The 13,594-nt window shown below is 46.1% G+C and carries 10 protein-coding genes; 5 read left to right on the top strand and 5 right to left on the bottom strand.

Going from position 1 to position 13,594, the window contains the following annotated elements:
* The first annotated feature begins 49 nt into the window (after positions 1–49).
* Together AC1DP6_RS29365 and AC1DP6_RS29360 are read left to right on the top strand one after the other, a co-directional pair.
* Positions 50–3,328, top strand: a complete 3,279-nt coding sequence (locus AC1DP6_RS29365; RefSeq protein WP_477058075.1) for an efflux RND transporter permease subunit — start codon at positions 50–52, stop codon at positions 3,326–3,328.
* Positions 3,329–3,368: 40 nt separating this feature from the next.
* On the top strand, positions 3,369–4,490 hold the full coding sequence (locus AC1DP6_RS29360) for an efflux RND transporter periplasmic adaptor subunit (RefSeq protein ID WP_477058074.1): 1,122 nt from the start codon (positions 3,369–3,371) through the stop codon (positions 4,488–4,490).
* Between the two features lie 60 nt (positions 4,491–4,550).
* On the opposite strand, the gene AC1DP6_RS29355 is transcribed toward AC1DP6_RS29360, so the two are convergent.
* The 3 genes from AC1DP6_RS29355 to AC1DP6_RS29345 all read right to left on the bottom strand — a co-directional run bounded on the left by AC1DP6_RS29355 (position 4,551) and on the right by AC1DP6_RS29345 (position 8,997).
* Positions 4,551–5,294, bottom strand: a complete 744-nt coding sequence (locus tag AC1DP6_RS29355) for a hypothetical protein (RefSeq protein WP_477058073.1) — start codon at positions 5,292–5,294, stop codon at positions 4,551–4,553.
* A gap of 185 nt (positions 5,295–5,479) precedes the next feature.
* Positions 5,480–7,204 (bottom strand): ABC transporter ATP-binding protein, encoded by a 1,725-nt coding sequence (locus AC1DP6_RS29350; protein WP_477058072.1) that lies wholly within the window; start codon positions 7,202–7,204, stop codon positions 5,480–5,482.
* A complete protein-coding gene (locus AC1DP6_RS29345; RefSeq protein ID WP_477058071.1) occupies positions 7,201–8,997 on the bottom strand; it encodes an ABC transporter ATP-binding protein in 1,797 nt (598 codons plus the stop codon). Before AC1DP6_RS29345 ends, AC1DP6_RS29350 begins: the two co-directional genes overlap by 4 nt.
* Positions 8,998–9,108: 111 nt before the next feature.
* Between AC1DP6_RS29345 and AC1DP6_RS29340 the strand changes: the two genes are divergently transcribed.
* Complete coding sequence (locus AC1DP6_RS29340) at positions 9,109–10,098, top strand: helix-turn-helix transcriptional regulator (protein ID WP_477058070.1); 990 nt, start codon at positions 9,109–9,111, stop codon at positions 10,096–10,098.
* A 46-nt stretch (positions 10,099–10,144) separates the two neighbouring features.
* Here the strand turns inward: AC1DP6_RS29340 and AC1DP6_RS29335 are convergent, their stop codons facing one another.
* Positions 10,145–10,999, bottom strand: coding sequence for a sugar phosphate isomerase/epimerase family protein (locus AC1DP6_RS29335; protein ID WP_477058069.1), 855 nt, complete (start codon positions 10,997–10,999; stop codon positions 10,145–10,147).
* 91 nt (positions 11,000–11,090) lie between these two features.
* Positions 11,091–11,588 carry a hypothetical protein gene (locus AC1DP6_RS29330; RefSeq protein ID WP_477058068.1) on the bottom strand — a complete coding sequence of 166 codons (498 nt, stop codon included), beginning with the start codon at positions 11,586–11,588 and terminating at the stop codon, positions 11,091–11,093.
* A 91-nt stretch (positions 11,589–11,679) separates the two neighbouring features.
* Between AC1DP6_RS29330 and AC1DP6_RS29325 the strand changes: the two genes are divergently transcribed.
* Entirely contained in the window at positions 11,680–12,411 is a 732-nt protein-coding gene (locus AC1DP6_RS29325; protein WP_477058067.1) for a DUF481 domain-containing protein, read from the top strand.
* 21 nt (positions 12,412–12,432) lie between these two features.
* Positions 12,433–13,554 (top strand): helix-turn-helix domain-containing protein, encoded by a 1,122-nt coding sequence (locus AC1DP6_RS29320; RefSeq protein WP_477058066.1) that lies wholly within the window; start codon positions 12,433–12,435, stop codon positions 13,552–13,554.
* The last annotated feature ends 40 nt before the right edge of the window (positions 13,555–13,594 follow it).

Genomic DNA, 13,594 nt, shown 5'->3' with positions numbered 1-13,594 from the left:
TCGTTAAACGGACGCCATTGATGGCTTTATTTATCAACACTTCATTACCATGAACTTAATCAGTTTCGCATTAAAAAAACCTATTACTATCCTGGTGCTGGTTGCCGGCCTGTTCTTCTTCGGGGTAAAAGCGGTGAGTACGATTAAGATAGACATCTTCCCGAAGCTGGACATGCCTGTGATCTACGTATCCCATCCTTTTGGAGGATATACCCCTAAGCAGATGGAGTCTTTCTTCGCAAAACAATATATCAACATATTCCTGTTTGTAAATGGTGTTAAAAGCATAGAAACAAAAAATATCCAGGGGCTTACCCTGATGAAGATCAACTTCTATCCGGGCACAAACATGGCCCAGGCGGCAGCGGAAGTGAGCGCTTTTTCCAACAGGATTCAGGCCATCTTTCCACCTGGTTCCAATCCGCCATTTGTAATCCGTTTCGATGCCTCTACCTTACCGGTAGGACAGTTGGTACTGAGCAGCAATAAGCGGAGTAATAATGAATTGCTGGATATGGCCAATGTGTATGTGCGTTCCTCCTTTACCTCCATTCCCGGGTTGATAGGTTCCACACCCTTTGGTGGTAACATGCGTACCGTGGTGATCAAGGCTGATCCTGAGCTGCTCCGTCAGCATAATATGACGGCAGATCAACTGGTGGAAGCGATGCGGTTAAATAACCAGACAGCCCCTTCAGGTAATGTGCGTATTGGCGATAACAACTATATCACGCCTTCCAATACCACCATCAAAACGGTAAAGGATTTTGAAAATATCCCGTTATTTAAGGGAGATGTACAAAATCTCTATCTGCGCGACGTGGCGACCGTAGAAGATGGTGCTGATGTTACTGCGGGCTACGCCCTGGTCAATGGCCGTCGCTCGGTATACCTGAGTATCGCCAAGAGTGCCGATGCCTCTACCTGGGAAGTGGTACAGAACCTGAAAAAGGCATTACCTAAAATGAAGGCGCAGTTACCGGAGGATGTGAATCTGACGTATGAATTTGATCAGTCTACCTACGTTATCAACTCCGTAAAAAGCCTGTTGACGGAAGGTACGATTGGCGCTATTCTGACAGGATTGATGGTATTGCTTTTCCTGGGTGATCCCAGGGGGGCGATGATCGTTATCCTCACCATCCCTACTTCCATTATTTCAGCTGTACTTTTCCTCAGCCTGTTCGGGCAAACCATCAATATCATGACGCTGAGCGGGCTGGCGCTGGCCATTGGTATCCTGGTAGATGAGAGTACGGTAACCATAGAAAATATTCACCAGCACCTGGACATGGGCAAACCCAAGGCCCTGGCCATCTGGGATGCCTGTCAGGAAATTGCTTTCCCGAAACTGCTCATCCTTTTCTGTATCCTCGCCGTGTTTGCACCGGCGTTTACAATGGGTGGTATCCCCGGCTCCCTGTTCCTGCCACTGGCGCTGGCAATTGGTTTCAGTATGATCATTTCCTATTTCCTTGCACAAACTTTTGTGCCTATCATGGCCAACTGGGTGATGAAAGGAAAACATCATAAAAAAGCAGATGGCAGCAATATGTCTGATGCAGAAGAATTCGCTGCATCTGGTCTTGCCGGCACGGGAGAACATGATACCTGGGAGCAGAAAAAAATGCTGGTAGAGCGCGCGGACAGTAACCGGGATGGTAAGATCAGTCGCTTCGAGAAATTGCGTAACCGCTACCTGCGATTTATCAATAGGATGATGCCTTATCGCAAACCGATCGTTATTGCTTACCTGGTGATTGTTTGCGGCATCGTGGCATTGCTGCTTTCCGGCATTGGTCGCGATGTACTGCCGAAAGTAAATGGCAGCCAGTTCCAGGTAAGGATGAGGGTACCGGATGGTACACGTATTGAACGCACAGAACAACAAACAATTAAACTGCTGGATGGCATCAACCAGATTGTGGGAAAAGAGAATGTATCTATTACTTCTGCCTACATCGGGATGCACCCACAGCTGTTTTCTACCGCGCCTATCTTCCTTTGGATGGCAGGTCCGCACGAATCCGTATTGCAGGTTTCTCTGGCAGAGCACTATAAAACCAATCTCGAGGAACTGAAAGATAAGATCAGGGAGAAAGCAAAGTCTATTGATCCACAGATGAAGCTGTCCTTTGAACCGATAGAGCTGACAGATAAGATCCTGAGCCAGGGTTCACCAACACCTGTAGAGGTAAGGTTTGCCGGCCGTGATAGAAAGCTGAGTGAAAAATATGCACAGGAACTGGTGGACCAGTTGAAAAAAGTGCCTTACCTGCGGGATGTACAAATAGGACAATCTATTAAGTATCCGGCCATCAATATAAATATAGACCGTATCCGGGCCGCACAGCTGGGCGTGGATGTGAGCGATGTTTCGCGTTCACTCACTGCTTCCACTTCGTCTTCCCGGTTAACGGAAAAAAATATATGGGTAGATGAAAAAGCTGGTCTGAGCTATAACGTACAGGTGCAGGTACCGGAAAGTAAGATGAACAGTAAAGACCAGATTGGAGAAATCCCCTTGCTGAAAAATGCATCCCGGCCTTTACTGAGTGACGTGGCTACTTTATCAACAGATACTACTTATGGTGAAGTAGATAACCTCGGTGCGATGCCTACGATGACGGTGACTGCCAATCTGAATAATATAGATCTGGGTACTGCTTCTGCAGGTGTGAAAAAGGCGATAGCAGCACTGGGTCCGTTACCTCGTGGATTGAATGTAGAAATGATTGGTTTGAGCAACACACTCACCGATACGCTCGACAGTTTACAGAGTGGGCTGATTGTAGCAATTGTGGTGATCTTCCTGATGCTGGCCGCCAACTTCCAGTCGTTCAAAGTATCTGCGATTGTACTGGCTACAGTACCGGCGGTATTACTTGGCTCTCTGGCGCTGCTGATGCTTTGCCGGTCTACACTTAACCTGCAATCCTACATGGGTATGATCATGTCGGTAGGGGTGTCGATCTCCAATGCGGTATTGCTGATTACGAATGCAGAGCAGCTAAGGAAGCATAATGGCAATTCATTGGTATCTGCTACAGAGGCGGCGGCGCTCCGTTTGCGTCCTATCGTAATGACAGCCCTGGCAATGGTGGTGGGTATGATTCCAATGGCCAGCGGACTGGGTGAAGCCGGTGATCAGTCTTCTCCTTTGGGAAGAGCGGTGATTGGAGGCCTGGTAGCATCTACCTTCGCGGCATTGTTTATATTACCTTTAGCGTTCGCCTGGGGACAGGGTAAAGCGGGTACACAAAGCGTATCGCTGCATCCGAGAGATGAAGAAAGTACACACTATATTCCTTCAGACGAAAAAGCATAACCATCATTTTAATCATCTAATTTCTATTAAAATATATTTTATGAACAGCGGTTTCCGTATAACATTTCCTTTATTGTCAGCAATGATTATCACCGCAGGACTGTACAGTTGCAGCTCCTCCGGCGCCAAAGAAGGAAAAGACACATCCGCATCTGTAACAGTGCCCCCACTGGACGTTTTCTCCCTGGAAAAAGGAAGTCTTTCTTCTTCGATACAAATACCCGGTGAGCTGATTGCTTTCCAGCAGGTAGACCTTTACGCCAAAGTCAGCAGCTTTATTAAAAAGATGAATGTAGACGTAGGCAGTGAAGTCACCACCGGACAAATATTAGCGACCATGGAAGCGCCTGAAATCAACTCTCAGTTATCTGGTGCCGAATCCAGGCTGAAGTCACAGGAGGCTATCTATCTTTCCAGCAAAGCCACTTACGACCGTTTGCTGGAAACCAGTAAAACGCCCGGTACTATTTCACAAAACGATCTGGACGTGGCGTTTGCCCGCCAGAAATCRGACCTGGCACAACTGGACGCTGCCAAAGCGGCCCACCGCGAAGTAGGAGACAACCGTAATTATCTGGAAATCCGTGCGCCTTTTAACGGTGTTATCACCGCACGTAATGTGAGCGCCGGCGCCTATGTGGGTCCTTCCGGTAAAGGTTCTGAAATGCCCATCTTCACCCTGCAGGAACAAAAGAAACTGAGGTTGGTAGTGAGCGTACCGGAAGCATATACCAGCTATCTGAGCAACCAGAGCGAAGTGAATTTTACTGTAAGATCACTGGCCAATAAACCTTTCAAAGGAAAAGTAATACGCCTGGCAGGAGCACTGGATCGCAAACTCCGTTCCCAGCACATCGAAATTGATGTGGCCAACAATGATAAAACTTTATTACCCGGTATGGTAGCAGAAGTGGCTATTCCGCTGAATAGCAGTACCAGCAACTTCGTGGTGCCTTCTACAGCAGTATTGAATTCTACCAAAGGGGTATTTGTAGTGAAAGTACAGGACAAGAAAACAAAGTGGGTGCCCGTTACAATAGGCCGCAGTGAAAATGGTAAGACAGAAGTCTTCGGAGATCTGACTGCCGGTGATACCTTAATCACCATCGCCAGCGAAGAAGTAAGGGACGATGCACCCGCCACCAATGTAAAAGTTAAGTAGGTAGATAGATGATGAATCAAAGGGGCTGTCTCTCACTGGAGGCAGTCCCTTTTTATTTTTCTACGGCTGTACGGTTAAGTAACCGTAGTTGCCGGTGCTACGCTGTTGTGCGGTATAAAAGATCTGCGTGTAAGACAGATCATCTATTGTAGCAATAAAAGAAGAATCATTGCTGTTGGTATCAAAGCTCATGGCATAGGTAACGATATTGCCATCACTATAAGTGACATAGGCAGTAACATCGAAATCCTCCGGTGACCAATAACTCTTGTAAGTATTGACGGAGACCTGGCATCCACACATCATTTTCACCAGTACCGAAATGTCGCCATCCGGCGGTGTGACGGTATTTTGTTCCAGCAGCAAACCGGGAACAATCAAGGTAAAAGTATAAGATGACTGCGTGGGAATAAGCAATACGTTTTGTGTAATAGTCTGTGACGTACCGTTAGGCGAGGGCACAGTAGCAATAATAGTCGCTGGTGTAATGTTCCCAATTACTATTGGCGCGGTGGAATAAGGAGTAGCGGTTACCGTGTTGCTGTCTGCAGCCAGGTAGTCTGCCTGCCCACCATTGGTGTTGTTGGGAGTAAGAATAGGAAGAAGATAAGGTGTGCTACCACTCACCAGCGGTGTAAAGTTTCCATCATCAATACTGCTACTGGCGTCATAATTTAAGTCGATAGGAGTACCATCTACGTTAATCAGCACGGTAATGGAATCATAGTTGGGATTGTAAGCATTGGGACCAAGTAATTTGCCTCCCAGCGCCTGGAGATACACGGTAATGTTTAATGGACTCATAGCATTATTTTGAGTATAAAATAATAGGGTGTTTGAGTACGTAATATTAACCATATTCCGGCTACAGGCCAACAAGAATTACGAATTAAGAATTACGAATTACGGATTTGTGGGGATATAGACCGAAATCTTCCCACAAATCCGTAATTCGTAATTCGTAATTCTTAATTCTTAATTCCTTTTAGCTACCCAATCTTCCATCCATTCGCGGTTTGCTGAATCTCCCATAAGCGGTGGTATAATCCACCTTTTCCCAGCAGGGATTCATGCGTTCCTGTCTCTGTTACTTTCCCCTCATTCAGCACCAGGATGTTGTCTGCATTTTTAATGGTAGCCAGCTTATGCGCTACTACCACCACGGTTTTTCCCTTTACCAGTTGTTGTATGGCCTGTTGTATATAAATTTCATTTTCCGGATCAAGAGAAGCAGTGGCTTCATCCAGTAATACCACCGGCGCATTTTTTAATAAGGCCCTGGCGATGCTGATACGTTGCTTTTGCCCGCCGGATAATTTGTTGCCTCCTTCTCCGGTACGGCTATGTACACCTTCGGGTAGCTCCATCGCAAAATCCAGCACCTGTGCCGCTGCTGCGGCTTCGAGAATGTCCGCTTCACTGGCATCCATCCGACCGAAACGGATATTGTTATAGATGCTGTCGTCAAACAGGTATACATCCTGGAATACTTCGCTGATGCACGCATACACTTCATCCGGCGACATATCCCTTATATCGGTGCCGCCTATTTTTATAGTACCTTCCGTTACATCCCAGAAGCGGGCAATCAGCGAGGTAATGGTGGTTTTGCCGGAACCGGAAGGCCCCACCAGCGCCAGCATACTGCGTTCCGGCACCCGGAAGGATACGGCTTCCAATACCTTTTTATTTCCATGATAAGCAAAAGTTACATTTTCAAAGGAGATGTCATACTGCTCCGGTACCAACTGTTTGCCGGCGCTTTGTACCGGTGCTTTCAACAACTCAATGACGCGGCCCAGACTAATATTCATGTAGCGCAAAATGACATAGTCTACCAACAGAATTTTTATCGGTTCATACAACCGGTAGCCAATAATGACGAAAGTAATCAGCGTGGCCACCGTCAGGCTGCCTTTGGTTAAAAAGGTAACAGCCACACTGAGCATCAACAGAAAAAACAATTCCAGTACAACGCCGGCAGTAATCACAAATGGGCCGGGGATGGCTTCTGTGCGGATGCTGGTCTTCCGGAAATCATCGAGCGCAGATTCCAGTGTGCTAAAGCGACTACCGGTCATACCAAAGGATTTAATATGGCGGATACCCTGCACATACTCCAGGAAACGTGCACCTGTTTCGTTCCTGGCCTGTACATGTTTTTTTCCCTGTTGTACAATCAGCAGATTGGATATTTTAACCATGGCCCAGCACACCGGTAATGCGGCCAGCAGCAGGAGTGCCAGCCGCCAGTCGCTGATAAACAGGAAGATGGAAATAATCAACGTGGCACAGACAGCACCGGCCATATTACCGATGGTATGACCAAAGATCATTTCAAAGTTGGCCACATCCTGTAATACCACCGCTGCCAGATCGCCCGGGTCACGTTGCTTGAAAGTACCCATAGACAATCGTTGCAGATGTGTTCCCAGCAATATGCGTAGTTTGGTCGATAAGGTATACGTCATCGTATTACTGGTGACGATCGTTTTTACAGATACCCACAGTTGCCCGATGAGAAACGCCACCATGATCATAACGTACGTGTATAAACGCGATTGGGAAGGATGGCCTGAGAACAGATCTTGTATAATCAGGAGCAGGAATCCGGTAGGTACAGCAATGAAAACGCTGTGCAGCAGTTCCAGCAGTACACTGCGGCGAACAATGGCCGGAGCAGTTTTAAAAGTAAAGAAAAGATTCGCGATCATCCGGTAGTGGTATTTAAAGTAGCAATAGATATTTGTTCCTCTGTCAGCGCAAAAGATTTAGCCCTGGTATGTGCATCCCACATGGTGCTATACAGGGAGCAGTTTTTCAACAGCACCTCATGCCGGCCAATGCCGGCTACAGCGCCTTTGTCCATGACTACAATCTGGTTACAGCGTGTAATGGTACTCAGCCTGTGCGCAATAATGATCACCGTTTTATTGGAAATTAATTGATTGAATGCCTGTTGTATCAGGTATTCATTTTCCGGATCACTGAAGGCGGTCGCCTCATCCAGGATAAGGATAGGCGCATCTTTTAAAATGGCCCTGGCAAGTTGTATCCGCTGTTGCTCGCCACCGCTGAGATGTACACCATCCTTGCCCCAGATTGTCTGGTAGCCATCAGGCAACCGGGTGATGAAGTCGTGGCACTGTGCAGCCTTTGCTGCAGCCATAATTTCAGCGGAGCTTTTGTCCATACCCATGCGGATATTTTCATAGATGCTTTGCTGAAACATGAAACTGTCCTGGAAAACAAAGGAAATATGCCGCATCAGTTCTTCTGGTTTAATCTTGCGTATATCCTGGTTGCCGATAAGAATATAGCCCCGCCGTATATCCCAGAAGCGCGCTACCAATTGCGCTGCAGTAGATTTTCCAGACCCGGAAGGCCCCACCAGGGCGGTAATACTTCCCGGCGCTACTTTAAAACTTACATTCCTCAGCGCATCGGCATGACCGTCATAACTAAAACAAACATGGTCAAATTCAATGCGGTAATCTGTTCCTAATGTTTCATTGCCCACAGTTTCGGCTTCCTTGCTGAAGAGAATTTCATCTAGGCGTTTTACGCCGTGGTTAATCACGGAAATCTGTGAACCCAGGTTACTTAAAGCAAACAACGGACGGATGTAACCTACGCCCAGTATCAGGAACAACAGCAACACAGATAAGCTGAGCCCCTGCTGGAAATACAGGTAAAATCCTACGGCCAGTACCGGCAGGGAGGCATTGCTCGCAAAGCTGATAAATATGCCGAAAGCAGGAGCGGAGGTGCGTACCCAGGCGATGACCATTTCCCGGAAGCGGTATACGGTGCCGCTGTATTTATCAAAGCTGACTGCTGTATGCCCGAATATTTTGATCACCGGCATGGCCCTTACAAATTCCACTATGCCGGCATTCATGTCTTCCAGTGAGCGGTGGAAATTGGTCATTTCTGCTACTCTCTTTTTGCTGAACATGATCGGCATCAATATCACCAACAATACAATAGGCATACAGCTGGCCAGCGCCAGCCGCCAGTCTACGGTAAACAGGTACGTCAGCGTAACGAGGGGCAGCGTCATCCCTTTTACAAAATCCGGGATACTGTGCGCAATGAAATTTTCAATACGCTCAATATCATCTGCCATAATTTTCTTCAGCGCACCGGAATTATACTGGTTAATAAATCCCAGTGGTAGCCGCCCTAATTTATCAGCCATTTTTTTCCGCAACTCATACAAGATGTTGAACGCCGCCACGTGAGACGCCATACCTGAGGCATATAGCAAAGCATAGGCGGCTATAACAGCGTAAACGCCATCACGGATATATGTTTTTATCAGCCCGGCATCAACGGGCGGCGATATCATGGCCTTCAAAATAGCATACATCAGGATGTAAGGTACAATGGCCAATAGTACGTGTAGCACAGCCAGTACAGCAGATAGCAGCAACAGACGCCTGCGCCCGCCGGCTATTTCCAGTAACCGGGACACGCCCGACTTCTTTTTAGTATTTTCTTCCATTGAAATATTTAACTTTATTCAAAGGTGAATCATATCACAATGACTACTTTTACACCAGCGGGATAGTTTTTTATACCAACGGGATAGTTTATTTACCATAAATGAAGTGCTATGGGCATGATGGTGCAGGACCAGGACGGGGTATGGCAGGATTTAACATTGCCTTTCCCCCCGAAGATGGCAGACGGCGGCCGGCCACTGGTGCAGGAACGTAGGGAGAAAGTCAGCTTTGACTTTGGTGATATGGAGCTGGTGCAGATCTGCCTGCCGGATATTTTTATCGTTTACGGTGACATGCTGCTACAACAACGGCATTTCCGCATCCGCTCCATGGAAGGAGAAGATGTGGTGGAACTGAACTTTGCATTGGCAGGTAATGGTACCGTGAATAACCGCGCCAGCGGTATGCAATATAATTTCAGTCCCAATTTGCATAATATCATGTACATCCCCACCTTCGACGGCGATGCATCGTACCATGCACTGGACCCCTATAAATTTTTTGAAGTACATTTTACCCGTACTTATTTCATGGACCTGGTAAAAGATACCGGCAGGTTATTGAGCGGCTTTGCGGAAAAAATAGATAGTAAAGTGGAAGCCAATGTCCATCCGGAAGGGCAGCAAATGTCTTTTGCCATGCATCGTTGTATCCGCGAGATCATGGATTGCCGTTTTTCCGGTGGCTTAAAATTGTTGTTCCTGCAGGCCAAATGTGTGGAGTTGCTCACCTTACAGGCAGCAGCATTTGAGCAGAGTGTCCCGGGAAAAACTGCGCTCACCTCTTCGCATGATAAAGATTGTATTACTTATGCCAGGGAATACCTGCTGCAGCATATCACCGACCCACCCACACTGCAGGAGCTGGCGGCCATTGCCGGCACCAATACCTTTAAGCTGAAGAACGGCTTTAAAGAACTGTTTAACAATACCGTTTTTGGTTATCTGAATGAAATTCGGCTGGATCAGGCCAGAACATTACTGCAGGAAGGCATGCCGATCAAAGAAGTGGCGGATCGGACAGGATATTCGTCTGTGCAGCATTTCAGCACTTCCTTCCGTAAAAAGTTCAGCATCCCACCCGGAAAATTTAATCAGTAGTAACAAAAGCGGCGTTACGTTCATCAACGTAACACCACCTTTCCAATCAACTATTTACAGTATTGATCACTCCCCTGAAATAGCCCGCTGATTCAGCAATGCCGGGTAATGGATCACTCATGTCTTTTTCAAATTCAATGGCGCATACACCCTGATAATTAATTTTATCCAGCGCACTTACCAGCTTTTTAAAATCAATCACACCTCTGCCAATTTCAATAGCTTTACCATCTTTGGCGGCAACACTCACATCTTTGATATGGAGATCAAAGATCCTGTTTTTGTACGCCAGTATAGCTTGGGAAGGCTCTTCACCTGCTCTTGTAGCGTGGCCGATATCCAGGCAGAGCCCCAGGCGTTCATCCCTGTTTTTGATCAGGTCATAAGCATTCTTTGGTCCGGGATACAACGCATCTTCCGGTCCGTGGTTATGTACCGCCAGGCGGATGTTATAAGACTTGATTTTTTCTTCTGTATAGTCCAGCAGTTCAGGGGTAGGCACGCCTACAATCAGTGGTACGCCTACGCGTTTGGCATATTCAAAAGCGTCATCTACCGCTTTTTTTGTTTTCATGTAGATAACACCTACCGCATATACTTTGATGCCGGCAGCCGCAAATTTACCCAGCACTTCCTGTATTTTTTCCGGGCTGCTGTTTAAGGGGAGATGAATATCTTTTACAGAAATATATTTAATATTCACCCGGTTCATGATGGCAATGGCCTGGTCCAGGTCAAATTTGGCAAAAGTATATCCTGCCATGCCTACCGGGAGTTGTCCTTTTACTTTGTTGTTGGTAGCTTTATTCCCCGCAAATGCGCTGGTAGCGGCAAAAGGCGCCATCGTGGTGGCAGCCACACCAAGGGCTGTTTGTAACAGGAAATTTCTTCTTGATGACATTTGGTTTGTAATTTAGGTGGTTTTAGCAATGATGCCCTGCGCATGTATGCGCACAACAAGCAGACTAAGATCTCTAAAATTCTTTATTTTTTTATGATAAAGTGAAGGGTTTTTTTCGGAAATAGGTAATCAATCCATAAATAAGGTGGAATATAAATACGACCTGTGCATTGGTCAGCAGAAAAGCAATGACCCTATAGGGGAACATTTGATCCCTATAGGGCTCCAATATGTCGTTGGCAGTTATACCCCGTATTGGTATGTTGATGAGTGGCATAATTTGATGCTGCCGGTAAAAGAAAATGAATGCTCCCAGCAATGTGCCTAAGGTCAGTATCACATGTATCCAGGCAAATATTTTCAGAGGCAGAAATTTATTCAGCCACTGGTACAACAGGAAGAATATCATAAAGCAACCCACAATTGGCCAAAGCAAATAGGATACCGGCAGGATATATATGGTATCAGAGATATGAATATCCACCTCCTTATTCCAAAACAGCAGGGAAATCGCAAATGTCAGTACCGCTGCCAACAGGAATAACCGGGACGGGCGTTGTAAAATGTTGCTGATGGCGTTTTTAAGCATAGTCTAAATATAGTTCATTCAAAGGAATGTTCAGGCACGTTAATTGTGCTGCCCGGGGGAATCGCATCAGATTTAAACTAAGTACCCAGATATGAAGAGAATAGTTTTACTATTACTGACATTATTTTACGGTTTCACTACGGCTGCTCAGTTCAGCGACTCTGTGCATTATTATCTTAAGTACGCGTCTACTGGCTCTGTTAATAATACCAACGATGGTAATTCCTTCTTACTGAATAATAACCTGGGCTTTAAAATGAGTAAGAAAAAGCTGATGCTGAATACAGCCGCCAGTTATGTATACGGGAAGCAGGACCGGAGTATTACCAATAATGATTTCTCCGCTTTTATGGATATAAGTGTGCTCAGGAGCGAAAAGAAAATCTACTACTGGGGATTGGCCACTTTCGATAAAAGCTTTTCGCTAAAGATTAATAACCGTTTTCAGGGTGGCGGTGGTGCAGCCTATTATGTTATACACCATGCAAACGCCAGACTTAACATCAGTGATGGGCTCCTCTTTGAGGCCAGTAACCTTTACCTGCATGATACGATTCCCGATATTTATCAGACCATCCGTAATTCACTGCGGATAAATTACAGATGGGTAATTATTAACATGATTGTGCTGGAAGGCTCCAATTATATCCAGAACTCGCTTACCCACGGTGACGACTATATCATAAAATGCGATAACAGTCTTTCTGTAAAACTCCGTTCCTGGCTTAGTCTTACCGCAGCTATGACCTATAATAAACTGAACCGCACCAACCGCGAAAACCTGCTGGTCAACTATGGGATTACGATAGAAAAATTCTTTTAGCAACATTATTTTCAGGATTGTATGAAGGGATTATTGCAAACCATTATTTTACTGGGTACGATACAGGGCTTTATCGTTAGCGGCCTGCTTTTTTATTCTCCGGGGAAACGGTTAACCAACGGGTTATTGGCGGCTTTCATTTTTCTGCTGGCTCTGGCCAGTTTTGGCCTATACGCTTCTTTCAGCAACTGGTTTGGTTCGCCCTGGCTATCGTTTTTGTCCAACTTTGTACCCTTCATCACAGGCATGTTATTCGGGCCACTGATGTATTTTTATATCAGGGCATTCCTGGAACCTGATTTTACACTTGGCCGGAAGCAGCGACTACAGTTCCTGCCGGTGGTGATTGACCTGGGTGCTCCGCTTATCGCCACCATCTTTGTGCTAGGGGTATTGACCAATACCGTGAAAAATAATCCTGCCCCCTGGGGTATTTTTATTGATACCTATAATGTGTATTCCGATATTCCACGATGGATTTCCCTGGCGATTTATGTGGGACTGTCATTTAAATACCTGGCTACTTATAAGGCGGCTGGCAAACCCGTGCCCGGCTTTGGCTGGCTGCAGCAGTTCACCTGGCTGATGGCTGGTTTCAGTGTAATATGGTTCTTGTACCTGGTACCTTACGTTATTCCGCGTTACACAGATAAAATGCTGGATATTTTCGACTGGTATCCTATTTACGTACCCATTACAGTACTGATCTATTGGCTGGGAATAAAAGGATATTTAATTACCTGGCGGCAACTGGTCACAGACAAAAGAACAGAGACGGTGTTGCCTGCTGCCACCGTTGATGCGGCCGTTGTGTTGCTGAAAAAAGCCATGGAAGAAGATCATCTTTACCTGAACGCTGCGCTGACCCTCCAAATAGTGGCCCAGCATATCGGTTTAGCCCCTAAAACAATTTCTGCAGTGCTGAATCAGCATCTCCATAAAAATTTCAATGAGTATGTAAATGGTTACCGGGTAAACCTGTTTAAAGAGAAGTTGTTACAGGCAGATGCAGATCAGCTAACATTTGCTGGTATCGCCTATGATTGTGGCTTTAATTCACCCGCTACTTTCCAGCGCGTCTTTAAACAGATAACGGGCATGTCTCCTTCTGAATTCAGAAAAAATGCACCCGGAATACAATAATCACGTGCTTTTTCTTTGCTCAAATCCGGATCTGAGTAGG

This window comes from Chitinophaga sp. 01L420 (assembly GCF_056399985.1).
Note: the sequence above shows the minus strand (reverse complement) of the source record. Positions and strands in the feature narration are given on the sequence as shown.

Coding starts and splice junctions, on each gene's coding strand:
- AC1DP6_RS29335 (WP_477058069.1), bottom strand. CDS start 10,999: ATGTCATCAAGAAGAAATTTCCTGTTACAAACAGCCCTTGGTGTGGCT.
- AC1DP6_RS29320 (WP_477058066.1), top strand. CDS start 12,433: ATGAAGGGATTATTGCAAACCATTATTTTACTGGGTACGATACAGGGC.
- AC1DP6_RS29330 (WP_477058068.1), bottom strand. CDS start 11,588: ATGCTTAAAAACGCCATCAGCAACATTTTACAACGCCCGTCCCGGTTA.
- AC1DP6_RS29325 (WP_477058067.1), top strand. CDS start 11,680: ATGAAGAGAATAGTTTTACTATTACTGACATTATTTTACGGTTTCACT.
- AC1DP6_RS29355 (WP_477058073.1), bottom strand. CDS start 5,294: ATGAGTCCATTAAACATTACCGTGTATCTCCAGGCGCTGGGAGGCAAA.
- AC1DP6_RS29345 (WP_477058071.1), bottom strand. CDS start 8,997: ATGGAAGAAAATACTAAAAAGAAGTCGGGCGTGTCCCGGTTACTGGAA.
- AC1DP6_RS29340 (WP_477058070.1), top strand. CDS start 9,109: ATGGGCATGATGGTGCAGGACCAGGACGGGGTATGGCAGGATTTAACA.
- AC1DP6_RS29365 (WP_477058075.1), top strand. CDS start 50: ATGAACTTAATCAGTTTCGCATTAAAAAAACCTATTACTATCCTGGTG.
- AC1DP6_RS29350 (WP_477058072.1), bottom strand. CDS start 7,204: ATGATCGCGAATCTTTTCTTTACTTTTAAAACTGCTCCGGCCATTGTT.